Annotated in this window: 22 protein-coding genes and 1 pseudogene; 12 read left to right on the top strand and 11 right to left on the bottom strand. The window is 69.4% G+C overall.

The window, feature by feature from the left end:
* Positions 1-134 (top strand): annotated as a pseudogene (locus Q0L11_RS24705) (fructose-1,6-bisphosphate aldolase); the annotation flags it as partial.
* Between the two features lie 83 nt (positions 135-217).
* Positions 218-754 (top strand): 2'-5' RNA ligase family protein, encoded by a 537-nt coding sequence (locus Q0L11_RS17900; RefSeq protein ID WP_296599031.1) that lies wholly within the window; start codon positions 218-220, stop codon positions 752-754.
* Between the two features lie 5 nt (positions 755-759).
* On the opposite strand, the gene Q0L11_RS17895 is transcribed toward Q0L11_RS17900, so the two are convergent.
* The 3 genes from Q0L11_RS17895 to Q0L11_RS17885 all read right to left on the bottom strand — a co-directional run bounded on the left by Q0L11_RS17895 (position 760) and on the right by Q0L11_RS17885 (position 3,339).
* A complete protein-coding gene (locus Q0L11_RS17895; protein WP_296599030.1) occupies positions 760-2,427 on the bottom strand; it encodes an MFS transporter in 1,668 nt (555 codons plus the stop codon).
* Positions 2,428-2,509: 82 nt separating this feature from the next.
* The gene (gene bfr, locus Q0L11_RS17890) at positions 2,510-3,001 is read right to left on the bottom strand and encodes a bacterioferritin (protein ID WP_296599029.1); all 492 of its coding nucleotides are present in this window, start codon (positions 2,999-3,001) and stop codon (positions 2,510-2,512) included.
* A 152-nt stretch (positions 3,002-3,153) separates the two neighbouring features.
* A complete protein-coding gene (locus Q0L11_RS17885) occupies positions 3,154-3,339 on the bottom strand; it encodes a (2Fe-2S)-binding protein (protein WP_296599028.1) in 186 nt (61 codons plus the stop codon).
* A 198-nt stretch (positions 3,340-3,537) separates the two neighbouring features.
* On the opposite strand from Q0L11_RS17885, the gene Q0L11_RS17880 reads away from it, so the two are divergent.
* From Q0L11_RS17880 to Q0L11_RS17855, 6 genes are all read left to right on the top strand, one after another.
* Entirely contained in the window at positions 3,538-4,920 is a 1,383-nt protein-coding gene (locus Q0L11_RS17880) for a cytochrome ubiquinol oxidase subunit I (protein ID WP_296599026.1), read from the top strand.
* Positions 4,917-5,942, top strand: a complete 1,026-nt coding sequence (cydB, locus tag Q0L11_RS17875; RefSeq protein WP_296599025.1) for a cytochrome d ubiquinol oxidase subunit II — start codon at positions 4,917-4,919, stop codon at positions 5,940-5,942. The genes Q0L11_RS17880 and cydB overlap by 4 nt, the downstream gene beginning before the upstream one ends.
* Positions 5,926-6,072 (top strand): hypothetical protein, encoded by a 147-nt coding sequence (locus Q0L11_RS17870; protein WP_296599024.1) that lies wholly within the window; start codon positions 5,926-5,928, stop codon positions 6,070-6,072. Before cydB ends, Q0L11_RS17870 begins: the two co-directional genes overlap by 17 nt.
* 24 nt (positions 6,073-6,096) lie before the next feature.
* Positions 6,097-6,747: a thiamine phosphate synthase gene (gene thiE, locus Q0L11_RS17865; RefSeq protein WP_296599023.1), complete on the top strand. Its 651-nt coding sequence runs from the start codon at positions 6,097-6,099 to the stop codon at positions 6,745-6,747.
* A 178-nt stretch (positions 6,748-6,925) separates the two neighbouring features.
* Positions 6,926-7,723, top strand: coding sequence for an inositol monophosphatase family protein (locus Q0L11_RS17860; protein ID WP_296599022.1), 798 nt, complete (start codon positions 6,926-6,928; stop codon positions 7,721-7,723).
* A 16-nt stretch (positions 7,724-7,739) separates the two neighbouring features.
* Complete coding sequence (locus Q0L11_RS17855) at positions 7,740-8,765, top strand: glycerophosphodiester phosphodiesterase (RefSeq protein ID WP_296599021.1); 1,026 nt, start codon at positions 7,740-7,742, stop codon at positions 8,763-8,765.
* Here the strand turns inward: Q0L11_RS17855 and Q0L11_RS17850 are convergent.
* Positions 8,762-10,621: an ABC transporter transmembrane domain-containing protein gene (locus tag Q0L11_RS17850; protein WP_296599019.1), complete on the bottom strand. Its 1,860-nt coding sequence runs from the start codon at positions 10,619-10,621 to the stop codon at positions 8,762-8,764. The genes Q0L11_RS17855 and Q0L11_RS17850 overlap by 4 nt on opposite strands.
* 116 nt (positions 10,622-10,737) lie before the next feature.
* On the opposite strand from Q0L11_RS17850, the gene rpmE reads away from it, so the two are divergent.
* Complete coding sequence (gene rpmE, locus Q0L11_RS17845) at positions 10,738-10,962, top strand: 50S ribosomal protein L31 (RefSeq protein WP_296599018.1); 225 nt, start codon at positions 10,738-10,740, stop codon at positions 10,960-10,962.
* Positions 10,963-11,216: 254 nt separating this feature from the next.
* Here the strand turns inward: rpmE and Q0L11_RS17840 are convergent, their stop codons facing one another.
* Both Q0L11_RS17840 and Q0L11_RS17835 read right to left on the bottom strand, forming a co-directional pair.
* Entirely contained in the window at positions 11,217-11,729 is a 513-nt protein-coding gene (locus Q0L11_RS17840; RefSeq protein WP_296599017.1) for a DUF1465 family protein, read from the bottom strand.
* 88 nt (positions 11,730-11,817) lie between these two features.
* Positions 11,818-12,024 carry a DUF1192 domain-containing protein gene (locus Q0L11_RS17835; RefSeq protein ID WP_296599015.1) on the bottom strand — a complete coding sequence of 69 codons (207 nt, stop codon included), beginning with the start codon at positions 12,022-12,024 and terminating at the stop codon, positions 11,818-11,820.
* A 197-nt stretch (positions 12,025-12,221) separates the two neighbouring features.
* On the opposite strand from Q0L11_RS17835, the gene Q0L11_RS17830 reads away from it, so the two are divergent.
* On the top strand, positions 12,222-13,214 hold the full coding sequence (locus Q0L11_RS17830) for an NAD(P)H-quinone oxidoreductase (RefSeq protein WP_296599013.1): 993 nt from the start codon (positions 12,222-12,224) through the stop codon (positions 13,212-13,214).
* Between the two features lie 4 nt (positions 13,215-13,218).
* Here Q0L11_RS17830 and Q0L11_RS17825 read toward each other — a convergent pair whose 3' ends face one another.
* Both Q0L11_RS17825 and Q0L11_RS17820 read right to left on the bottom strand, forming a co-directional pair.
* Complete coding sequence (locus Q0L11_RS17825) at positions 13,219-14,451, bottom strand: TetR/AcrR family transcriptional regulator (RefSeq protein ID WP_296599011.1); 1,233 nt, start codon at positions 14,449-14,451, stop codon at positions 13,219-13,221.
* 100 nt (positions 14,452-14,551) lie between these two features.
* The gene (locus Q0L11_RS17820; RefSeq protein WP_296599010.1) at positions 14,552-15,967 is read right to left on the bottom strand and encodes a short-chain fatty acyl-CoA regulator family protein; all 1,416 of its coding nucleotides are present in this window, start codon (positions 15,965-15,967) and stop codon (positions 14,552-14,554) included.
* 145 nt (positions 15,968-16,112) lie between these two features.
* On the opposite strand from Q0L11_RS17820, the gene Q0L11_RS17815 reads away from it, so the two are divergent.
* Together Q0L11_RS17815 and Q0L11_RS17810 are read left to right on the top strand one after the other, a co-directional pair.
* On the top strand, positions 16,113-17,705 hold the full coding sequence (locus Q0L11_RS17815; RefSeq protein WP_296599008.1) for an isocitrate lyase: 1,593 nt from the start codon (positions 16,113-16,115) through the stop codon (positions 17,703-17,705).
* Positions 17,706-17,819: 114 nt separating this feature from the next.
* A complete protein-coding gene (locus Q0L11_RS17810) occupies positions 17,820-19,982 on the top strand; it encodes a malate synthase G (RefSeq protein WP_296599006.1) in 2,163 nt (720 codons plus the stop codon).
* Positions 19,983-20,073: 91 nt separating this feature from the next.
* On the opposite strand, the gene Q0L11_RS17805 is transcribed toward Q0L11_RS17810, so the two are convergent.
* The 3 genes from Q0L11_RS17805 to Q0L11_RS17795 are packed head-to-tail and all read right to left on the bottom strand — an operon-like array spanning position 20,074 to position 23,657.
* Positions 20,074-20,427 carry a YdbL family protein gene (locus Q0L11_RS17805; RefSeq protein ID WP_296599003.1) on the bottom strand — a complete coding sequence of 118 codons (354 nt, stop codon included), beginning with the start codon at positions 20,425-20,427 and terminating at the stop codon, positions 20,074-20,076.
* 13 nt (positions 20,428-20,440) lie between these two features.
* A complete protein-coding gene (locus Q0L11_RS17800; protein WP_296599002.1) occupies positions 20,441-20,614 on the bottom strand; it encodes a YnbE family lipoprotein in 174 nt (57 codons plus the stop codon).
* A 37-nt stretch (positions 20,615-20,651) separates the two neighbouring features.
* The gene (locus Q0L11_RS17795; protein WP_296599000.1) at positions 20,652-23,657 is read right to left on the bottom strand and encodes a YdbH domain-containing protein; all 3,006 of its coding nucleotides are present in this window, start codon (positions 23,655-23,657) and stop codon (positions 20,652-20,654) included.
* Between the last annotated feature and the right edge of the window lie 192 nt (positions 23,658-23,849).

Below are 23,849 nucleotides of genomic sequence, written 5' to 3'. Positions count from 1 at the left end.
AGCGCTTCGAGGAGTTCGGCACGGCCGGCCACGCCTCCGGCATCAAGGCCGTCCCGCTCTCGGCCATGGCCAAGCGCTACGCCTCGGGCGAACTGGCCCCGAAGATCGGCCTGACCAAGGTCGCCGCAGAGTAGGGCGTCGCGGCGCCGGCCCGGCCGGCGCCGCACGCAATAGGCGAACCTGCACAGTTGAGGCACAATCGGCGGTGGAGACGCCGATGGAAACCCTCGAAGTCATCGCCCGGCCCCATTTCGAAAAGGCCGACCTCGCCTGGCTCACCGACATCCGCTCGCGTCGCGCCGGCAGCCGAGGGCCACCCTATTTCACACTCGTCTTCCACGGCGCCGACCTGACGCCCGCGGCCTTCGCCGAACAGGTGCGCAGGCTGGCGTCCGGCATCCCGCGCATCCGCTTCCGCCTCCGATCGGCCCTCGTCGCGCCCGAACCCACGGTCGGCCGGTTCCACGTCTTCCTGATCCCGGACGAGGGTTTCGGCGCGATCCTGAAGCTGTACGACGCCCTGCACGTCGGCGACATCGAGGCCGCCCTGCGCTTCGACACGCCCTACCTGCCCCACATCACCGTGGCGACGACCCAGGACTATCCGGCGGCCCGCAAGCTTGCCCAGGCGCTGAACATGGGCGGCATCGATATCCACGGCCACATCGAGGCCCTGGAGGTCGAACGCCGCTCGGGCGACGTCGTGAAGAAGGTGGCCGACGTCCCGCTGGCCAAGCACGGCTGGTTCGGCTGACGCGCCTAGGCCTCGATCGGGTTTCCCTTCATCTCCTTCAGGAACAGGAAGCCCACCACGGCCGTGAAGGCCGCCACGGCGATCGGGTACCAGAGGCCGTAGTAGATGTTGCCGGTGGCCGCGACCATGGCGAAGGCGGTCGTCGGCAGGAAGCCGCCCAGCCAGCCGTTGCCAAGGTGGTACGGCAGCGACATCGAGGTGTAGCGGATCCGCGCCGGGAACATCTCCACCAGCGCCGCGGCGATCGGCCCGTAGACCATGGTCACGTAGATCACCAGCAGCCAGAGTAGGAAGACCACCATCGGCTTGTTCATCTTCGCCGGATCGGCCTTGGCCGGATAGCCGGCGGCCTTGAGCTCGCTCTTGATAGCGTCCTGCCAGGCCGACTTGCTCATCTGACCCTCGCGGTGGGTCGCCAGCGGCACGTCGGGCAACGGCTGGTAGCCAGGGTAGACTTTGGCCCCAATCCGGACGGACGCTTGGGCACCGGCTGGCGCCCGCTCATTCGAATAGGAGACGCCAGCCGAGGCGAGCGTGGACTTCGCCACGTCGCAAGACGAGTCGAACTTCTGTTTCCCCACAGGGTCGAACTGGAAGGCGCAGTTCGCCGGATCGGCAATGATTGTAACCGGCGCCGCCGCCGTCGCATGCGCCAGCTGCGGATTGGCCGCCTCGGTCAGCGCCTTGAAGATCGGGAAATAGGTGAGGGCCGCGAGCACGCAGCCGGCCAGGATCACCGGCTTGCGGCCGATCCGGTCGGACAGCCAGCCGAAGACGACGAAGAACGGCGTGCCTAGCGCCAGGGCGATGGCGACAAGGGTGTTGGTCAGCGCCCCGTCCACCTTGAGCATCTTCTCCAGGAAGAAGAGCGCGTAGAACTGGCCGGTGTACCAGACCACCGCCTGGCCGGCGGTGAGGCCCAGCAGGGCCAGGATCACCAGCTTCAGGTTCGCCCACTGCCCGAAGCTCTCGGCCAGCGGCTTCTTCGACGTCTTCCCCTCGTTGACCATCTGCTGGAACACCGGGCTCTCGTTGAGCCGCAGGCGGATCCAGAGCGAGACGCCCAGCAGCAGGATCGACACCAGGAACGGCACGCGCCAGCCCCAGGCCTTGAACGCGTCCTCGCCGATGTTGGTGCGCACCAGCAGGATCACCACGAGGCTCAGGAACAGCCCGAACGTCGCCGTCGTCTGGATCCAGCTCGTGTAGAGCCCGCGCTTGCCCGGCGGCGCATGCTCGGCGACGTAGGTGGCCGCCCCGCCATACTCCCCGCCGAGGGCCAGACCCTGCACCAGGCGCAGGGCGACCAGCAGGATCGGCGCGGCGACGCCGATGGTGGCGTAGCTGGGCAGCAGGCCGACCACGAAGGTCGACAGACCCATCAGCAGCATGGTGACGAGGAAGGTATTCTTGCGCCCCCAGAGGTCGCCGAGCCGGCCGAAGACGATGGCGCCCAGCGGGCGCACCGCGAACCCTGCGGCGAAGGCCAGCAGCGCGAAGATGTAGCCGGTGACTTCGTTGACGCCCGAGAAGAAGTGCTGGGTGATGAACCCGGCCAGCGAGCCGTAGAGGTAGAAGTCGTACCACTCGAACACCGTGCCGACCGAGGCGCCCGCGACCACCGTCGCGTTCGACCCTGCCCGCGCCGGCGCGCCCCCATCAGCCGCAGCCATGCCCGTCCCCCCTTGTACTTTGGAGCGGACGGTAGGGCGAAGCTCGCGCCCGCCACAACCCTTCGCGATCAGGAGGCGGGGATCAGTGCCCCTCGCCGCCTTCCAGTTCGCCCAGGGCGCTCTGCAGGTAGTTCTGCTCGCCTAGGCTCTTCACGAGGCTGAGCTGGGTCTCGAGGAAGTCGATGTGTTCCTCGGTGTCGGACAGAATCTCCGTCAGGACCTCGCGGCTGACGAAGTCGGCCGAGGCCTCGCACAGCTTGATGCCCTCGATGAGGGTCGACCGGCCGCCCACCTCGACGCCCAGGTCGGCAGCCAGCGCCTCGGGCACGGACTCGCCGATCGACAGCTTGTGCAGGTCTTGCAGGTTGGGCAGGCCGTCCAGGAACAGGATGCGTTTGATGAGCTTGTCGGCGTGCTTCATCTCGCCGATCGACTCTTCGTAGGTGATCTTGCCGAGCCGGGCGAAGCCCCAGTTCTCGTACATCCGCGCATGCAGGTAGTACTGGTTGACCGCCGTCAGCTCATTGGTGAGCACCGCGTTCAACAGTTTGATGATCGCCTTGTCGCCCTTCACCGCGAAGCCTCCGTCCCACCACTGACCCGAGGGAATGCCGTCCGCCGGGACGCGCTGTCAAAGCCAATGTCTGCGAGTGATTTGCGGTCGCCGCAAAAAGCGGGGACTTCGCCACCACCGACACGCAGTCGTGATCCGGCGGCCCAGGTCGGCTACTCGGCGGCGTACCGCAGGACTTCGCGTTCCTCGCTCAGCAGCCGGCGCATGTCGCAGACGCAACGCGCGCATTGGGCCGCGGAATCGCAGGCCTTGAAGATCTCGGCCGGGCGGCTTGCGCCGGCGGCGATCGCCGCGCGGACCTCGCGCTCGCGGATGCCATTGCAGTTGCAGACGTACATGGGCGCGCAAGCGGCTCCTGACTGACGGCTATGAACTAGCGTTCTGCGATTAAGTTTGCAAGTCATTCGCAGAAAATCCTGATCCAGATCAAAGGTGCGGCAGCATGTCGCAGCGACCTCCGGTCGAGCTTGGACGTTGTTGACGCCGGAACAGTTCAAGTCGCCGGAAAGGCCGGCGTCGGCGCCGCGGGGATGGCGATGGAACTCGACGCGCTCATACTGTCGCGGCTGCAGTTCGCGTTCACGATCGCCTTCCACATCATCTTTCCCAGTTTCACCATCGGCCTGGCCAGCTACCTGGCGGTGCTCGAGGGGCTGTGGCTGGTCACCCGGAACGAGGCGTTCAAGGCGCTCTACCTCTTCTGGGTGAAGGTCTTCGCGATCTCGTTCGGCATGGGCGTGGTTTCCGGGGTGGTGCTGTCGTACCAGCTCGGCACCAACTGGAGCGTCTTCTCCCAGGTCGCCTCGCCGGTCATCGGACCTCTCCTCGCCTTCGAAGTTCTGACCGCCTTTTTCCTTGAGGCGTCGTTCCTGGGCGTGATGCTGTTCGGCTGGAAGAAGGTGGGGCCGCGCCTGCATTTCGCCGCGACCACGCTGGTGGCCATCGGCACCCTGATCTCGGCCTTCTGGATTCTGTCGGCAAATAGCTGGATGCAGCATCCGACCGGCTTCGAGACCCTCCCCGACGGCACGTTGCGGGCGGCGGACTGGTGGAAAGTGATCTTCTCGCCGACGTTCCCCGAACGGTTCGCCCACATGGTGCTGGCCGCCTACCTGACGACCGCGCTGGTGGTGGGTGCGGCGTCGGCGTGGCGAATCCTCAAGCGGGGGGCCGACGAGGCGCCTTGCCTCGGGCTGCGGATGGCCATCGGGATGTTCGCCATCGCGGCGCCGCTGCAGCTGGTGGTGGGCGACCTTTCGGGCAAGGAGGTGATGCGGGTCCAGCCCGCGAAGCTGGCGGCCATCGAGGCGTTCTGGGAGACGAGGACCGAGCAGCCCTTCCACATCGCCGCCTGGCCCGACCGCGCGACCGAGGGCAACCGCTTCGAAATCTCGGTGCCCAAGCTAGGGAGCCTGATCACCGCCGGCAGCGCCGCGGCCGAGGTGAAGGGCCTGAAGGCGTTCGCACCGCAGGACCGGCCGCCGGTCTTCATCGTCTTCTGGAGCTTCCGCGTGATGGTGGGCCTGGGCCTGCTGATGATCGCCCTCGGCGCCTGGGGCGGGTGGCTGATGTGGCGCACGCGCGGCCCGGAATACTCGCGCCCGTTCCTGTGGGCGGCCGTGGCGATGGGGCCGGCCGGCTTCGTGGCGGTGATCGCCGGCTGGATCGTGGCCGAGGTCGGCCGCCAGCCCTACGTCATCTACGGCGTCCTGCGCACCGCCGACGCGGTCTCGCCCGTGGGCCCGGGCCAGGTCTCGGCGTCACTGCTGGCTTTCATGATCATCTATGCCGTCGTCTTCAGTGTGGGCGCGCTCTACATCCTGCGGCTGATCGGTGAGGGTCCCGAAACGCCGCCGGAGGACGCGGATGAGCCGCCCGGCAATCCGCTCGCCGCCGGCACGAAGGGAGTGCGGGCATGAGCCTCGACCTGCCGCTGATCTGGGCTGCGATCATCGCCACAGCCGTCCTCCTCTACGTCCTGCTGGACGGCTTCGACCTCGGGATCGGCATCCTGTTCCCGTTCGCGGCCTCGCCGGCCGAGCGCGATACGATGATGGACTCCATCGCCCCGGTCTGGGATGGCAACGAGACCTGGCTGGTGCTGGGCGGCGGCGGCCTCTTCGCCGCGTTCCCGTTCGCCTATTCCGCCCTCATGCCCGCGCTCTACCTGCCGGTGATCCTGATGCTGCTGGCGCTGATCCTGCGCGGCGTCGCCTTCGAGTTCCGCCACCACGGCCGCGCGCGCGGCAAGGCCTTCTGGACCGGCGCCTTCGCGGGCGGGTCGCTGGTCGCCACCCTCGCCCAGGGCCTGGTGCTTGGGGGCTTCATCCAGGGCGTGACCCTCAAGGGCCGGGACTTCGCAGGCGGCCCCTTCGACTGGCTGACTCCCTACACCCTCCTCGTCGCGGTCGGACTGGTGGCGGGGTACGTCCTGCTGGGCGCCACGTACCTGATCTGGCGCACGTCGGGCGATCTGCAGGTGCGGGCTCGGCGCTGGGCCTGGATCGCCGCCGCCGCCACCGCCGGCCTGCTCGCCATCGTCAGCGTGGCGACCCTGCTGGTCCACCCACGCATCGCCGAGCGCTGGGGCTTCGTGGACGGCGCATTCGACCTCTCGGCTTTGTTCCCCCTGCTGCCAATCCCGCTGGTCGGGCTGGTCGGACTGGCCGTCGTGGTGCTGGGCATCCGCCGGGCGCACCACGCCACGTCGCTGGGCGGCGCCTACCTCGTCTTCCTGTCCGGCTACATCGGGCTGGCCATCGGCTTCTTCCCGTACATCGTGCCCTACGGCATGGACTTCCGCGCGGCGGCGAACGCCGATAACGCGCTGGGCCTCATGCTGGTGGGCGTTGGCATCCTCCTGCCGGCGGTCCTCGGCTATACGGTCTGGGTGTACTGGCTGTTCCGCGGAAAGGTGGGAGGCGATGCGGGCTATCATTGAACCTCCGCCCGAAGCGGGCGAGCCGCTGGCGCCGTTGTGGAAACGCCTCGCCTGGTTCGGCGGGCTCTCGCTCACCGGGGCGCTGTCCTGCGCGGTCATCGCCTACGCGCTGAAGTCCCTGCTGCGCTAGCAGCGGGCTTGTGTATGTAGGGCCATGGCCCCGCCGCTCTGCCGCCTCTACCTGATCACGCCGCCGCGTCTCGACGATTTGGCGGCCTTCGGCCACGTGCTGGCGCATGCGCTGGACGCCGGCGATGTGGCCGCCCTGCAGATCCGCCTGAAGGACGTCGCCGACGAGGTGATCGCCGCCGCCGTCGATGTGCTGGCGCCCATCGCCCAGGCCCGGGAGGTCGCGGTGATCCTCAACGACCGACCCGATCTCGCCGCGCGGCTGGGCTGCGACGGGGTGCATGTGGGCCAGACCGACGCCAGCTACGCCCAAGCGCGCCGTCTCATGGGGCCGCACCGCATGGTGGGCGTGACTTGCCACGACAGCCGGCACCTCGCGATGGAGGCGGCCGAGGCCGGGGCCGACTATGTGGCCTTCGGGGCCTTCTTCCCGACTACCACCAAGGATGCGCCCACCCGCGCCGACCCCGAAATCCTGACCATCTGGCAGGAGACGATGGAGACGCCCTGCGTGGCCATCGGCGGCATCAAGGTGGAGAACGCCCGCATCCTGGCCGCCGCCGGCGCGGACTTCCTCGCGGTCTCGGCCGGCGTCTGGAGCCATGGCGACGGCCCCGCCGCCGCGATCAAGGCTCTCAATGCCGAGATCGCCGTCGGCGTGGCGGAGCGGGGTTGACCCGGCGCGTCGACGCCTTGAGACCCGCAGCGACCCTCGCGCGTCGTCACCGGGAGCCGCCCGCACCGGCAGGCTGCGACATGCTCGACCGGGTTCGTCGGTGCGACTCTCCTTGCTTTCAGGCGGACCGGACACTAGGTTCCCCGCCCTCTATTCCCGCCCGAGATCTTTTGAAACCGTGAGCACCCAATCCGCCCTCCTGAAGGTGATGAGCGACGCTGCGCGCAAGGCCGCGCGCGGGCTGAACCGCGACTTCGGCGAGCTGGCCGAACTGCAGGTGGCCAAGAAGGCGCCGGCCGACTTCGTCTCGGCGGCCGACCTCAGGGCCGAGCAGGTGCTCTTCGAGGCGCTGACCAAGGCGCGCCCCGGCTACTCCTTCCACGGTGAGGAACGCGGCCTCGTCGAGGGCACCGACAAGACCCACACCTGGATCGTCGATCCGCTGGACGGGACGACCAACTTCCTGCACGCCATCCCGCACTTCGCGATCAACATCGCGCTCGAGCGCGCCGATGTGGGCGTGGTCGCGGCGGTCACCTACAACCCGATCACCCACGAGATGTTCTGGGCCGAGAAGGGCAAGGGCTGCTTCGTCAACGAGCACCGCCTGAGGGTGGCGGCGCGCAAGCACATGGACGAGGCGGTGCTGGCCACCGGCATTCCGTTCCTCGGCCACGGGCAGCACGCCAAGTTCCTCAAGGAGCTGCACCAGATGACCCAGCGGGTGGCGGGCATCCGTCGCTTCGGCTCGGCGGCGCTGGACATGGCCTGGGTCGCCGCGGGCCGCTTCGACGGCTACTGGGAGCGCGACCTGAAGGCCTGGGACCTGGCGGCCGGAACGCTGCTGGTGACGGAAGCCGGCGGCAAGATAACCGACGCGGACGGCGAGGACGCCGTCCTGGGCAAGGGGTCGGTTGTCGCCTCCAACCTCGACCTGCACCCGCAGATCCTCAGTCGTCTGACTGCCGCAAAATAGCGGTTAAGGTGGGCGCATGATTACGCGCCGCACCCTTGCCGCCACCGCCCTCGCCGCCGCGGCGGCCGGTTCCGCCCACGCCCAGCCCAAGGGCAAGCCGCTCGTGATCGCGCATCGCGGCGCCAGCGGCGAGCGGCCCGAGCACACCCTCATGGGCTACACCCTCGCCATCGACGAGGGCGCGGACTTCATCGAGCCCGATCTCTGCGCCACCAAGGACGGCCATCTGGTCGTGCGCCACGAGAACGAGATCGGGGGGACCACCGACGTGGCCGGCCGGCCCGAGTTCACCGCCCGCAAGGCCGAGAAGGTCATTGACGGTCAGAAGATCAGCGGCTGGTTCACCGAGGACTTCACCCTCGCCGAGCTCAAGACGCTGAGGGCGCGCGAGAGGTTGCCGCAATTGCGACCGGGCAGCGCCAAGTTCGACGGCCTGAATGCGATCCCGACCTATCAGGAGGTGGTCGACCTGGCGAAGGCCGAGAGCAAGCGGGTGGGCCGCACCATCGGGACCTATCCCGAGATGAAGCACCCCAGCTACTTCGCCTCGATCGGCCTGCCTCTCGAGGGGCGGCTCGCCGAGGCCCTCAAGAAGAACGGGCTCGCCACGAAAAGCGCGCCGGTCTTCGTGCAGTGCTTCGAGGTCGAGCCCCTCAAGAATATCGGCAAGCTGGTGCAGAGCCGCCGCGTGATGCTGGTGAGCCAGGGGCCAGCCCCGGTGGACGTGACGTCCGAGGCCGGGATCAAGGCCATCGCCGCCTTCGCCGAGGGCCTGGGGCCCGAGTGGCCGCTGGTGATCCCGACCACAGGCGGGACCCTGGGCGCGCCGACCGGGCTGGTGACGTGGGCCCATGCAGCGGGGATGGCCGTCCATCCCTGGACCGTCCGCGCCGAGAACGTCTTCCTCCCCAAGAGCCTCCAGCGCGGAGAGGGGCCCGCCGCCCACGGCGACGTCGGGGCGGTGTTCAAGGCGATCTACGCCGCGGGCGTCGACGGCGTGTTCTCGGACTTCCCCGGGCTCGCGGCGCGGGCGCGCGGCTAGGCCGCCTCGAACTGCAGGGCCGCGAGGCGGGCGTAGAGGCCATTACGGGCAACGAGTTCGTGGTGCGTGCCTTCCTCGACCACGCGACCCTCGTCCATCACCACGATCCGGTCGGCCTTGAGCACGGTAGCCAGGCGATGGGCGATGACGATCGTGGTGTGCCCCTTCATCGCCTCGTCCAGGGCGCGCTGGACCAGGTGCTCGTTCTCGGCGTCGAGGGCGCTGGTGGCCTCGTCGAGCAGCAGGATCGGCGCTTCCCGCACCAGGGCCCGGGCGATGGCCAGCCGCTGGCGCTGGCCGCCCGAGAGCGTGCGCGCGCGGTCGCCGACCACGGTGTCGAACCCGTCCGGCAGAGCCTGCAGGAATCCCTCGGCCTGGGCGGCGCGGAGGGCGGCCTGGACGTCGGCGTCGCTGGCGCCGTCCCGGCCAAACCGGACGTTCTCCGCGGCGGAGCCGGAGAACAGGGGGCTCTCCTGCGCCACCAGCGCCATGCGCGAACGGACCTCCACCGGGTCGGCGTCGCGCAGGTCCACGCCATCCAGCAGGATGCGGCCGGCCTGCGGATCGTAGAAGCGCAGCAGGACGCGGAAGACCGTGCTCTTGCCAGCGCCCGACGGGCCGACCAGCGCCACACGCTCGCCGGGCCGCACGGTCAGGCTGAAGTCCTTGAGCGCCGGCAGGTCGGGGCGGCCGGGATAGGCGAAGGTCACGCCCTGGAAGGCCACCTCGCCGCGCGGCGGGCTGGGCAGGGCCTTGGGGTTCGGCGGCGCCGCCACCCCAGGCCGGGCGTCCAGCAGCTCGCCGACCCGCTCCATGGCCCCGGAGGCCTTCTGTACGTCGCCCCAGGTCTCGCCCAACGCCCCCACCGAGCCGGCGGCCATCACCGACAGGAAGGCGAACTGGAAGAGGGCGCCCCACGAGATGTCGCCCCGCAGGCCGGCGTGCACCCCCAGCCAGAAGACCCCGACGACGCCGCCGAACACGAGGACGATCACCGCCGCGGTCATGGCCGCCCGCGTCGTGATGCGCCGCATCTGGGCGCGGAAGGCCTGCTCCACCGCCCCGCCGAACCGCTCGGCGGCGGCGCGCTCGCGCCCGAAGGCCTGGACGGTTTCCAGGGCGTCCAGGCTCTCGCCGGCCGACCCCACGGCGTCGGCGAAGCGATCCTGGGCCGAGGTGGTCAGCTTGCGCACCCGGCGGCCGAACAGGAACAGCGGCGCCAGCACGAAGGGGAAGGTCAGCAGCACCAGCCCGGTCAGGTGCGGGCTGACGAAGACCAGCAGGATCAGGGCGCCGATCAGGGTCAGCAGGTTGCGCAGCGCCACCGAGACGGAGGTGGCGAGCAGGTTTTCCACGATCGCGATGTCGGTGGTCAGGCGCGACAGCACCTCGCCCGTGCGGGTCTGCAGGAAGAAGGCGGGATCCAGCGTCAGGATGTGGCCGTAGGTGGCCTTGCGCAGGTCGGCGACCACGCGTTCGCCCAGGCTGGTGACGAAGTAGAAGCGCAGCGCGGTGGCGATGGCCAGCGTGCCGGCGACGGCGCCCACGATCAGGAAGCGCTTGTCGACCGTGGCCGCGTCCAGGCCGGGCTTGGTGAGGTTGTCGACCACCAGCCGGATCGCGCCCGACATGCCGAGCGTGGCGCTGGTCGACAGTAGAAGGAAGATCAGGGAGGCCAGCGCGCGACCCCAATGGGCGGCCAGGAACGGCTGCAGGCGGCTCAGCGCGCGGACATTTCGGCTCTTGTCACGTTTCGCCGCACCCTCGGCGAGGCTCTGAGCCATGGCTTGACCCGCGCTGGGTCGGCCTTCGACTCGGGATCCGGGTGCGTTGGACTCTGGCCCCGGCTCACTCATCCGTCTCGCACCTTGCGTTTGTCCGCACGTTTCTTTATACGCGCGGCTTCCTTTTCGCCCGCCTTCACCGGCGGCCGGCCCAATGTGGCCGCTCCAATACGTCAGGCGCCCGTTCGATGAAACAAGACATCCATCCCGACTATCACTTCATCACCGTGGTGATGACGGACGGCACCACCTACCAGACGCGTTCCACCTACGGGAAGGAAGGCGACACGCTGAACCTCGACATCGACCCGAAGACCCATCCGGCGTGGACGGGCGGCGGTCACCAGATGCTCGACCGCGGCGGCCGCGTGTCGCGCTTCAACGCCAAGTTCGGCGCCTTCACCCGGAAGTGAGCCGACGCGCGTCGGACTCATCTCGGCGGAGGCCGGGATCCAGGGCCAGTTTCAAGACGCCGCGAAGGGCAACCTTCGCGGCGTTTTTGTTGCTCTCCCCAGGACGAGGGCGCCACGAGGTCGTGGAGGGGGGCCGCTCGGACTTCGAGCTAGACCCATGATCCGGAAACGAAGAAGGGTCCGCGTTCCGAGCGGACCCCTCGGTCAGCTTCGCTGACAGCTCCCCCAATGGGGAGCAACTGTGCGCCGACGGGCTACCCCCCGAAGGCGCTCTTCAGGCGATCGAGGTGGGTCAGCACCGGATTGGCGGGCTCCGCCGTCCGGCTCTCCAGGTACATGCGCTTGTCGAGGTGGCGGACGCGGTCGTAGAGGCGCTCGGCGCGGTCGGCGAGCCCCGTGAGGCCGCGGGGCAGTTCGGCGCGCACCGACTCGGTCTCGGCGCTGCGGAGGACGTCTTCGGCGTTGAGGCGATAGCGGTCCTCGCAGGCGGATGAGGGAGCCATGTCGCCCTCGCGCACGGCGCGCTGGACGAGCAGCCAGGAGGCCACCTGCATCAGCCGCGTCGTGAGGCGCATGCTCTCGGCCGCATAGGCCAGGGCGGCGTTGCGCGAGAGCAACTTGGATTCCTGGCGACCTTCGCCGTCCAGATAGCCGGCGGTCTCTTCGACCAGCTCCATGCCCTCCTGGAACGTTCGCTCGAAGAGCTCCGAGCGGGCGAAGTCCTGGATGACGTCATCGCGCCAATCGGGGCTTTGGATATCCTGCATCGGCCTGACTCTACACTGGATAGGGTTTCCACGCGCTGAACGAAACGTCGCGGCGCGACGTCATCGTGCAACGGTCATGCCAGCAGGATCAGTTGGCGCGCGGCGAAAAGAGGGCGTCGGCCGCGGCCCGGCCGGATCGCTTCTTGTCGATCTGGGCCCTGACCCGGCGCGCCTCGGCCTCAAGGATATCGAGCCGCTCCTCCAGCTCGGATACGCCGTAGAGCTCCAGATCCTCTCGGACCGCCTCCAGCAGGCGCTGGCCACGACCAACCCGGACGTCGACAGGTTCTTCCATCGTCGAACCCTCCCTTTGCGTCCCCCCTGTAGAGGCTGGCCCCATCAGGCCGCTGGCCGGAGCGAGACAGCCTCTACGAACCCCTAGTCTAGAATGAGCGCGATCCGGGCGCAAAAGCGGTATCCACTTTTGCTGATCGCGCTCGGGAGGGCTATCTGACCGTTAAAGGCCGATTTGCGCAAGTTTCAGGACTTTTCATGACCAGTCCCCTCGAAGCCGAGACCATGACCGCCATCGCCATCGAGGGGGGCAAGGGCCCCGCCGAGGCGCTGAAGCCCGTGCGGATTCCCATTCCGGAGCCCAAGCCCGGCGAGATCCTGATCAAGGTGCGTGCGGCGGGCGTGAACCGTCCCGATCTGGTCCAGCGCAACGGGGCGTATCCGCCGCCGCCCGGTGCGCCGGAGACGCTGGGGCTGGAGGTCGCCGGCGAGGTCGCCAAGGGCGCGGGGCGCTGGAAGGTGGGCGACCGTGTCTGCGCCCTGCTCGGCGGCGGCGGCTACGCCGAATACGCCGTGGTCGACGCGCGCCATGCCCTGCCGATCCCGGAAGGTCTCAGCTTCGAGGAGGCCGCAGGCCTGCCCGAGACGGTTTTCACGGTCTTCGCCAACGTCTTCGAGCACGGGGCGCTGAAGGCGGGCGAGACGCTGATGATCCACGGCGCCACGTCGGGCATCGGGGTCACCGCGATCCAGATGGCCAAGGCGGCCGGCGCCAAGGTGATCGCCACCGGCCGCGGCGCCGACAAGGCGAAGCAGGCGCTGGTGCTCGGGGCCGACGTGGCGGTCGATGTGACCGCCGAGGACTTCGCCGAGGTGGCCAAGCGGGAGGGCGGGGTCGACGTGGTGCTGGACATGGTCGCTGGCGACTATGTCCCGAAGAACCTCGACGCCCTGAAGATCGGCGGTCGGATCGTCTTCATCGCCGCGCTGGGAGGAGCGATGCTGAACCTTCCCGTCTTCGCCATCATGATGAAACGCGCCGTGATTACCGGCTCGACGCTGCGCCCCCGCAGCGCCGACGAGAAGGCTCGTCTCGCCGCGGAGATCGAACGCGTGGCCTGGCCCTGGATCGCGGCCGGCAAGCTGAAGACCCAGATCGACGCCACATTCCCGCTCGAAGAGGCGGCCAACGCCCACGCCCACCTGGAAGCCGGCGCACACGTCGGCAAGGTGATCCTGACGGCGGGCTGAGCGCCTACTTCTCGAAGATGCCCATCAGCAGCGGCCGCACGAACACCGAGGCGGCCGCCTTGGGGCGCACGTCCGGCACCAGATAGCCGAGGTCGGCGCAGGCGTTCAGCGTCGCATTCAGCATTTGCGAGGCGATGAAGGGATCGACCGGGCGCAGCGAGCCCTCGGCGATGCCGTCGGAGATCATCGAGGCGAAACGGTCCGACACCCGGTTCGAGTGCTCCACCATCACCTGGCGGATCTGCTCGGGCAGGGCGGTCAGGGCGTTGATGCGGAGCAGGGGGCCGTGGTCGGAGAGCTGGAATTCCGCCAGGGCGGCCGCGCAGGCCGAGACCTTGTCCCACTGGTTGCCCGGCAGGTCCATCGCCAGGCGCTGGGCCCTGGTCATCACCTCGAAGCTGCGCTCGAAGCAGGCGACGACCAGGTCGTCCTTGGCCTCGTTGTGATGATAAAAGCTGCCCTTGGTGACGTTCAGCTCGGCCGAGATCTTGTCGACCGAGGCGCCGCGATAGCCGCGCCGGTTGATCAGCCGCGTCGCCGCCAGCAGGAAGGTCTCGCGCGCCAGTTCCGGCCCTTCGCGCGCCGCCAGCTTCTCGGTCGGAATGGGCTTCGGGTCCCAGGTCGCGCCCTCCGGGGCCACGCCGTGCAGGAAGATGTCGACCATGCGGTCGTGGATGCGGGGATAGTCCTCGGCGTCGAACTTCGAGAGCCAGGCGCTGCCCCAGAACACCTGCTCCAGCAGCATGCGGCTGCGCGCCGTGCGCCGGCCGCGCGACATCCAGCAAAGGTCGGGGTGGTCGAAGATCTGGCGCGCCTTGCGGAACAGGCGGCCGTACGCGGTTGCCACTTCCTCCCGGCGCGGCGACGTCAGCGCCCGCAGCTCGGTGATGATCGGCAGCGGCGGCGCGGTGCCGGCCAGCGAGGCCGCCAGGGTGTCCAGGTAGAGCGTGAAGAAGCGGCTGAGCCGTTCGGCCGGCGTCGCCGCACCCACGGCCTGGTCGGCGAGGTCGTGCAGCGTGTCGATCCCGCGGGTGATGCAGGCCGCGGCCAGATCGTCCTTGCGCTTGAAATAGTAGGTGACGCTGGTGGTCGACAGATCGACGGCTGCGGCTGTGTCGCCCAGCGTAAGGCCCTTGATCCCCTTGCGGTTCAGGATGCGTGTCGCCGCATCCAGGATGGCCTCTCGCTTGCGTTCGAACCGGTCCGTGGATTTCACCGCGGCGCTTCGTTGGGCCATGGGCGACCTATTCCCCGAATGAGCGCCCTTTTGACCCCGAAAGCACCGCTTCGCCAAGGGTCTACGTCACCCAAGTTGACCTTGCGGCATGACGGAAGCGTCAGCTATCCGAGAAGCCGAAGGGCGCGCTGGTGCGGCGGATGTCGTCCGGTAGGATCGAGCGTCCGATGGGCGGCGCGGAGCGGGCCGTGCATTCGGTCCGGTGGCAGAGGCGGCAGGTGACGCCGATCGGCGTGCCGACCTGGGCCTCCGGCGGCTGGCCCTGGGCGTAGACGAGCCGGCCCGCGTGCTCGGCGGCGCAGCCCAGGGCGATGGCGCGCTCCACCTTCGGCTTGCCGTAGCCGCCGCCGCCGGCGGTGACGGTGCGGGCGATGGAGAAGAAGCGCTGGCCGTCCGGCAGCTCCAGCCACTGGGTGACGATCTGGCGAGGCGTGCGGAAGGCGTGGTGCACGTTCCAGAGGGGGCAGCCGCCGCCATGCCGCGCGAAGGGGAAGCCGGCGCCGTCGAGACGCTTGGAGATGTTGCCGGCCTCGTCCACGCGGATGAAGAAGAACGGCACGCGTTCCTGGCCCGGCTTCTGGAGGGTGGTGAGCCGGTGGGCGATCTGCTCGAAGCTGGCGCCGAACTGGCGCCCCAGCGCCTCGACGTCGTAGCGGCGCGCCTCCACCGCCCGGGCGAAGGCGGTGTAGGGCATCAGCAAAGCGGCCGCGGCGTAGCTCGCAAGCGCCCGTCGGGTCAGCCGCTCGCCGCTGTCGGTGGCGAACGCGCCTTGGGCGACCAGGGCGTCTACGTCGCCCGCCAGTTCCAGGTAGGCGAGCTGCAGCGCGAGCTGGAACGTCTGGCTCGCGTGGTCCAGCTCGTCGCTGAGCAGGATCTCGCGCCGGTGGTGGTCGAGCCGGCGTGTGGAGCCGACCATGACCTCCGGCGGCAGGCGGCGGACCCGCAGGTTGTGGCGCGCCTTGAAATAGGCGGCCAGGCTGTCGTGCTGCGCCACCTGCTGCGCCAAGCGCTCGGCGGCGTCGTCCAGGGCGGGGAAGCTGTTCCGCCGCGCCTCCAGGAAGCGGCGGGATTCCGCCACCGGGTCCGAGGCGTCGGCCGACCGTCCCACGTCCGTCTCGGCCGTCGCGCCCCGGTCGGCGAGGGCGAGCTGCTCCTCGCGGTACGAGGTGTAGAGGCGCAGCAGGGCCTCGGTGATGCCGGGGAAGTTGGTGGTCACGTCCGCGACCTCCAGCGAAGGCAGGTCGATGTCGGCGAACATCGGGTCCTTCAGCACCGCCTGCAGCCGCGCCGCGTCGTCGTTCGTCCCGTCGCCGCCGAGAGCGGCCACGTCCACTTTGTAGGTCTGGGCCAGCCGGACCAGCATCTCCGCGCTCAACGGCCGGTGGTTGCGTTCCAGCAACGCGATGTACGAGGCGGAGACGTCGAGGTCGGCGGCCATGTCGGATTGCGTCAGGCCGCGGTCGCGGCGCAGGCGGCGCAGGCTGGGTCCGGCGTAGATGCGGCGTTCGGCGGGCATGCTGGTCTCGCTGTATCGACCTTTACAACATTACAGCGCAAGTCTGTAAAGTTTTACACCTAGACCGCGCGGCCACTCCACACGACGACGCCGCGCCGGTAGCGGGAAGCCAACTCTCCCACACGGCTGAACAGGGATTTCGGCAATGGCGTACCAAGACCACATCATCGAGATGGACCAGCTCATCAAAAGCAAGAACGGCCGGTGGGACGGCATCAGCGCCGAGTCCGTGGCGCGCATGCGCCTGCAGAACCGCTTCAAGACCGGCCTGGAGATCGCCAAGTACACCGCCGGCATCATGCGCGCCGACATGGCCGCCTACGATGCCGACCCGGCCAACTACACCCAGTCGCTGGGCTGCTGGCATGGCTTCATCGCCCAGCAGAAGCTGATCTCGATCAAGAAGCACTTCGGCACCACGAAGCAGCGCTACATCTACCTGTCGGGCTGGATGGTCGCCGCGCTTCGCTCGGAGTTCGGCCCGCTCCCGGACCAGTCGATGCACGAGAAGACCTCGGTGCCGGCGCTGATCGAAGAGATCTACACCTTCCTGAAGCAGGCCGACGCCCGCGAGCTGGGCGGCCTGTTCCGCGACCTGGACGCCGCCCGCGCGGCCGGCGACAAGGCCAAGGAACAGAAGCTGATCGACGCGATCGACAACTACGAAACCCACGTGGTTCCGATCATCGCCGACATCGACGCCGGCTTCGGCAATGCGGAAGCCACCTACCTGCTGGCCAAGAAGATGATCGAGGCGGGCGCCTGCGCCCTGCAGATCGAGAACCAGGTCTCGGACGAGAAGCAGTGCGGCCACCAGGACGGCAAGGTCACCGTGCCGCACGAGGACTTCCTCGCGAAGGTCCGCGCCTGCCGCTACGCCTTCCTGGAGATGGGCGTCGACAACGGCGTCATCGTCACCCGCACCGACAGCCTGGGCGCCGGCCTGACCAAGCAGATCGCGGTCAGCCACACGCCGGGCGACATCGGCGACCAGTACAACAGCTTCCTCGACTGCGAGGAGATCGCGCCGGCCGACATGAAGAATGGCGACGTGGTGCTGAACCGCGGCGGCAAGCTGCTGCGTCCGAAGCGCCTGCCGTCGAACCTGTTCCAGTTCCGCGAAGGCACGGGCGCCGACCGCTGCGTCCTGGACTGCATCACCTCGCTGCAGAACGGCGCCGACCTGCTGTGGATCGAAACGGAAAAGCCGCACATCGAGCAGATCGCCTCGATGGTGGACCGCATCCGCGAAGTCGTCCCGAACGCCAAGCTGGCCTACAACAACAGCCCGTCGTTCAACTGGACGCTGAACTTCCGCCAGCAGGTGTACGACGCCTGGCAATCGGCCGGTAAGGACGTCTCGTCCTACGACCGCGCCGGCCTGATGAGCGCCGACTACGACGCCACGGAACTGGCGGCGGAAGCCGACGAACGCATCCGCACCTTCCAGCGCGACAGCGCCAAGCGGGCGGGCATCTTCCACCACCTGATCACGCTGCCGACCTACCACACGGCCGCGCTGAGCACGGACAACCTGGCCAAGGAATACTTCGGCGAGCAGGGCATGCTGGGCTACGTCGCGGGCGTCCAGCGCAAGGAGATCCGTCAGGGCATCGCCTGCGTGAAGCACCAGAACATGTCGGGCTCGGACATCGGCGACGACCACAAGGAGTACTTCGCCGGCGAAGCGGCCCTGAAGGCCGGCGGCGTGCACAACACGATGAACCAGTTCGCCTAACCGCGCGCTCGTTCACGCGTCGAAAGGGCGGCCTGGGATGTCTCGGGCCGCCCTCTTTTTTCCTGCTATTGCTTAGGGGCCGCGCCACGGCGCGAAGCCTGCCGAGAGTTCAAGATGGACATCACCGCCAACCTCGCCGTCGACGACCTGCTGCACGCCTTCGTCGAGACCGAGCTGCTGCCGGGCACCGGCATCGACCCCAAAGCCTTCTGGGCCGCGCTCGAGGCGGTGCTTGCGGACTTCACGCCGCGCAACCTGGAGCTCCTGCGCCGTCGCGACGAGCTGCAGGCAAAGATCGACGGCTGGTGGGCCGAGCGCCGGGGCAAGCCCCTGGACGTGGCCGAGGAGACGGCGTTCCTGCGCGAGATCGGCTACCTGCTGCCCGAGCCCGACGATTTCCGGATCGGCACCCGCGGCGTGGACCCCGAGATCGCGACGACCGCCGGTCCGCAGCTCGTGGTGCCGGTGTCCAATGGCCGCTACGCGCTGAACGCGGCCAACGCCCGCTGGGGCAGCCTCTATGACGCGCTGTACGGCACGGACGCCATCGAACCCCCGATCGGAACCAAGGGCTACGACCCCGCTCGCGGCGCCAAGGTGATCGCCTTCGCCCGCCAGCTCCTGGACCGCGTGGCCCAGCTCGCCGAGGGCTCGCACGCCGACGCCACGGGGTATGCCGTCGAGGGCGGCAAGCTGGCGGTGATGCTCAAGGACGGCCGCAGGGTCGGACTGTCGGCCGAGGGCCAGTTCGCCGGCTGGCGCGGTGAAGCCGCCGCGCCGAGCGCGGTGCTGCTGAAGCACAACGGCCTGCACCTGGAGATCCAGGTCGACCGGGCCAGCAACATCGGCAAGGACGATCCGGCCGGCGTGGCCGATGTTCTGGTCGAGGCGGCGCTCACCGCCATCCAGGACTGCGAGGACTCGGTCGCCGCCGTCGACGCCGAGGACAAGGTCGGCGTCTACCGCAACTGGCTGGGCCTGATGAAGGGCGACCTGGCCGCGACGTTCCAGAAGGGTGGCCGCTCCGAGACGCGCCGGCTGGACGATGACCGCACCTATAGCGCCGCCCAGGGCGGGGAGCTGACGCTGAAGGGCCGCTCGCTGATGCTGGTCCGCAACGTGGGCCACCACATGTCGACCGACATGGTCCGCCTCGGCGGCGAGCCGGTGTTCGAGACCGCGGTGGATGCGCTGATCACGGTTGCCGCCGCCCTGCACGACCTTAAGGGCGCCCAGCGCAACAGCGCCGTGGGCTCGGTCTACGTCGTGAAGCCGAAGATGCACGGGCCCGACGAAGTGGCCCTGGCCGTGCGCCTGTTCGACCTGGTCGAGGACGCGCTGGGCCTGGCGCGCAACACGGTCAAGATCGGCATCATGGACGAGGAGCGCCGCACCAGCGCCAACCTCAAGGCCTGCATCTTCGCGGCGAAGGACCGGGTGGTGTTCATCAACACCGGCTTCCTCGACCGCACCGGCGACGAGATCCACACGGCGATGGAAGCCGGCCCGGTCGCCCGCAAGGACGCCATCAAGGCCGAGCCCTGGCTGCCCGCCTACGAGAAGCGGAACGTCGAGATCGGCCTCGCCACCGGCTTCCAGGGCCGCGCCCAGATCGGCAAGGGCATGTGGGCCGCGCCCGACATGATGAAGGACATGCTGGCCGCCAAGATCGGTCATCCGAAGGCCGGCGCGAACACCGCCTGGGTGCCGTCGCCGACCGCGGCGGTCCTGCACGCGCTGCACTACCACGAGGTCGACGTGCCCTCGCTGCAGACGCAGATGGCCGCGGCGGGCGCGAAGACCGGCACGGACGAACTGCTGACGCCGCCGCTGGCCAAGTCCAACTGGAGCCCGGCCGACGTGCAGCAGGAGCTGGACAACAATGCCCAGGGTATCCTCGGCTACGTCGTCCGCTGGATCGACCAGGGCGTGGGCTGCTCCAAGGTGCCGGACATCCACAACGTGGGCCTGATGGAAGATCGCGCCACGCTGCGGATCTCCAGCCAGCACATCGCCAACTGGCTGCACCACGGCGTCTGCACCGAGGCCCAGGTGCGCGAGACCATGGCCCGGATGGCCAAGGTGGTGGACGGCCAGAACGCCGACGATCCGCTTTACACGCCGATGGCCGGGAACGAGGCCAGCGTCGCCTATCAGGCCGCGCTGGAGCTGGTGTTCAAGGGGCGGGAACAGCCGAACGGCTACACCGAACACGTCCTCACGCGCCGCCGCCGCGAGCGGAAGGCGCAGATGGCGCGGGCGACCGAGACGGCCTGACGACGAGATTCCCTCTTCGGAGGGAGGGTGGGGGCGCAGGTCCCAAAGCCTTTGAGCCGGGCGCCAGTCCCTGGGCCCCCACCCGTAATCCCTACTTCTTCACCCAGCCGCCGCCGGCGGGCTTGTAGTACTCGCCCGGCTTGATGCGGCTTTGGACGACGGTGCTGTAGGCCGAGGCGCCCGCCGCCTCGACCGACACGCCGTTCTTCGCCGCGGCCTCGCGGTAGAGCGCGGCGCGGCCCTGGTTGATGTCCTCCACGGCGGCCTTCAGCGCGGGGTCGGACGACGGCTTCACGAAGCCGAGGAAGCCGTCGGCCTGTTCACCGACGACGCCTTGCGCCTTGGCGGCGTCGACCGCGGCCTTGGAATCCATGGCGTAGGCCGCTGCGGGGGTGACGGCCAGGGCGGCCAGGACGGCGGCGGCGATGTTGAAATGGTCTCGCATGGTCTCTCCTCTCCTAGAAGAGGTTGGGGTTCTTCTGGATGAGGGCCTTCACGTCCTCGTCCAGTTGCAGGCGCACGTTCGCGTCCAGCTTGGCGTAGATGTTGATCGGCGCGACCTCGACCCGAACGGTCGGGGTGCAGGCCGCAAGGCTCGTCGAGGCAAGCGCGGCCAGCAGCACGGCTCTCATGGGGCGGTCTCCGTCATCGTGGGTCCTTTCTGAAGCGTCACGGCTGAACCGGAGCTGAACTCCGGGTCTTCTGGTAGTCGGCGTAGTCGGCCAGCAGGTCGTCGAGGTTCAGCGTGGTGTCGAGGGTGAGGTTCACCCCCGTCCCCGACGGCAGCGGCAGGGGCTTGCCCAGGAACCGCCGCTTGATGAGGTCCATCAGCGTCAGGCGGATCTGCTGCTTCTGGGGCGGATCGTGGCGGCCCACGATGTGGAAGAGCACGCCCAGCCGGCCGTCCGACTGACTGGCGATCGAGGCCTCCAGCTTGTCGAAGGCCAGGTTCTCCATGGCCTGGTAGGCGAAGTCGGTGAAGGTGGCGTTCGGGTCGGGCACGGCCGGCGTCGCGGCCGGTGCGTCGGTGGAGACGCCCGTCAGCGCGGTGCGGGCGATGGAGAGACGGCCCGGCTGGACCGCATGGATCTGGCCGTTGGCGATCCGCACGCGCGCGCCGGTCATCTCGAACGGGACGCGACCGCTTACCCGCGCGTCCAGCTCGACCTTGTCGCCGAACGGCGAGGCCTCGACCAGGTCGTGGAGCTGCACGCCGTCCAGGATCAGCACGCCGCGGGTGGGCGCCCCGGGCACGAGCGGGATCTCCAGCGTCTCCACCCGCACCTTGCCGCCGCCGACGTCGGCGTCGCCGCCTTCGACCTTCAGCAGGTTGTCGACCACGCCGTAGGTGGCGTGGAGGTTTTCGAGCAGCACCGGACCGTCCACGCGATCGACGCTGAGCTGCTGGCCGGCGGCTGCGGTCAGGGGCGCGAGGCTGGAGAAGACCAGCTCGCCCTTCAGCCCCTTCACCGGACCGGCCGGGCTCTGGAAGTCCAGTCGGGGGATGCTGACCACGCCGTTGCTGGTGGAGCCCTCGGGCGTCCAATCGAAGCGGCCCTTGAACTTCGCCTGGCCGACGGCGGGCGAGCCGACCGAGGCGGCCAGGGGCGAGATTTGCGCCGGCTGGAGCCCGCCCTCGGAGAAGGTGAGCATCTCGGTCTCGATGACCGCGACGCCCAGCCCCAGGCGGCCGTCCTGGGTGACCAGGGCGTTCCCCAGCTTCGTCCCGTTCGGCAGCCTGAAGTCGAGATCCGCGCGCCAGATGAACGCCGACAGGCTAGCGTCACCGGTCATCAGGAAGGGGTTGAAGCGCGTCTCGGCGGCGGTGTCTTCCTGGCGGGCCGTGTCGATGTGGGCCCGGACCGTCACGTCGCCGCGGCGGCTCTGCGCGACAAAGCGGCCCGCGCCGGCGACCACCCGCCCCTGGATGAAGGGAGCCGTGGCGGCCACGCCCTCGGCCCGCCCGGCGATCCGCCAGTCGCCGCCGGTCATGCGCAAGAGCGGCCCGCTCGTGGGACAGAGGCGGCCGGACAGGCGTTCGACGTCGTTGGCCCCGAAGTCCAGGCGCTCGGCGCGCAGGGGGACGCAGCGGTCGGCGACGAAGGTCAGGCCGCCGTTCGCGATCTGGAGGCGGCCCGAAGCGTCGAGATCGGCGCCGCGCACGAGACCGACCGAGGCCCGGGCGCGCACCCGTCCGGACGCCACCGCGCCGCCCTCGACCAGGGTGAGCTTCGCGACGTCGGCGTCGAGGCTGGGCAGGCCGCCGCCCTTCACGGTGAGGCGGAACGCGCCGCCGTGCGGTCCGATCAGCGGCGTCGCGCCGCGGGCGGCCAGTTCCGCCACCCCGCCGCCGGCGGCTTCGAGGCGAACCGGCTTGGGCAGGCCCACCGAGCCGGCGCCTTCGGTGAAGCGCAGGGCGACGGCCGGGGCGGCGAAGCGGAAGCTGCGGGCGGCGCGCTTGATCGCGGCCATGTCGGGTGTGTCGTCGCGCGCCGGCGGGCCCAGGCCGCTCCAGCCGCCCTGGCCCAGCGCCGCGGCCGCAAGCTTGACGTCGATCCCACCGACGGCGGCGGCCACGGGACCGTTGGCGGTGAGCGACAGGGTTTGCAGGCGCAGGTCGCCGGCGCGCACGCCCTCGGCGCGCGCGTTGAGCTTGAGGGTCGCGGCCACGCGGTCGCCGTCCTTGCGGGCCCAGGCGAAGTCGTCGAGGACCGCCGCGGCGCGAAGGGCCCGGGCCTCGCCCCCGCCGACCCGCCCGCCGGCGGCCGTAAGGCTGGCCGTGGTTCGGCCGGTGACCACGAGATCGGGGATCCAGCCCCGGGCCTGGCCGGTCAAGCCGGCCTTCAGCTCGGCGCCGTCCACCGCCTGGTCCGCGAGGGTGAGCTTGCGGCTCGCCAGGGTCAGGCCGGCCACGACAGCCCCGTCGCCACGCTGCTTCTGGAAGTCGGGATAGGGAAGCTGGGCGCTGAAGGTCAGCCGACTATCCGAGGCCTGGGCCTGGCCGAACTTCGCGGCGATGACTGGCGCGGCGAGCGACACGTCGACCCGGCCCTGGCGGGTCACGGCGCGCACCGTCGCGGCGCCGAGGCTGACGTCGAAATCCGGGTTCCGCAGGCGCGCGGGCGCGGTGGTCGCGGCCAGGGTCTGCAGCTTGCCGTCCTCGACCTTCGCGTCGGCCGCCATCCGCATCGGCCCGTAGTCGGTGGCGAGAAGCAGCGTGCCGCCTTCGATGACGATCCGCGGCTGGGCGGCGTTCGGCCTGGGCGGGCGGCGCAGGAATTCCTGCACGAGCGGGTCGAGCGCGCCCACATGCAGGCCGTCGCGTCGGAGCTGGGCGCGCAGGACCGGCTTGGTCAGACGGACCGAGACCACCTCGACGCCGGTGATTCGCGGGCGGTAGCGGACCTCGACCCGTTCGGCGGCGAAGTCGGGGTTGCGCGGATCGCCGATGCGCAGGCGGGCGGTGAACACGCCGGGACCGAAGGCCTCCACTTGGGCGTCCGCGGCGATCCCCTTGGCGCGGAGCCAGCCCGTCAGCGCCTCGCGAACGAGGGCCTTGCGGTTGGCCCACGCCAGGGCCATCGCGGCGAGCAGCGCGCACGCGATCACCACCAGGAGGCGGATCAGGTTGCGGGCGGTCCGCGGCGGCGGGCGCGAGGTTTCGGCGTCGGTCACGGGCTGCGGTTCGGTGGTCTCGTCCCCTCAATAGAGGGAATCGCGGCTGGACCGTGACTGTTCCGTGGGCCGTGAGCTTTCGAACAGCACGTAGCGCCGTCATCCTGGCCGGAGGGCGTTCTGCAGTGCGTGTGGTTCTGGGTCCCGGATCGGCCTTTGGCCGTCCGGGATGACAGGGCTTTGGAGGGTGGT

Origin of the sequence: Phenylobacterium sp. (assembly GCF_024508875.1) — a bacterium.
In the GTDB taxonomy this organism is placed as follows: Bacteria; Pseudomonadota; Alphaproteobacteria; order Caulobacterales; family Caulobacteraceae; genus Phenylobacterium.
Note: the sequence above shows the minus strand (reverse complement) of the source record. Positions and strands in the feature narration are given on the sequence as shown.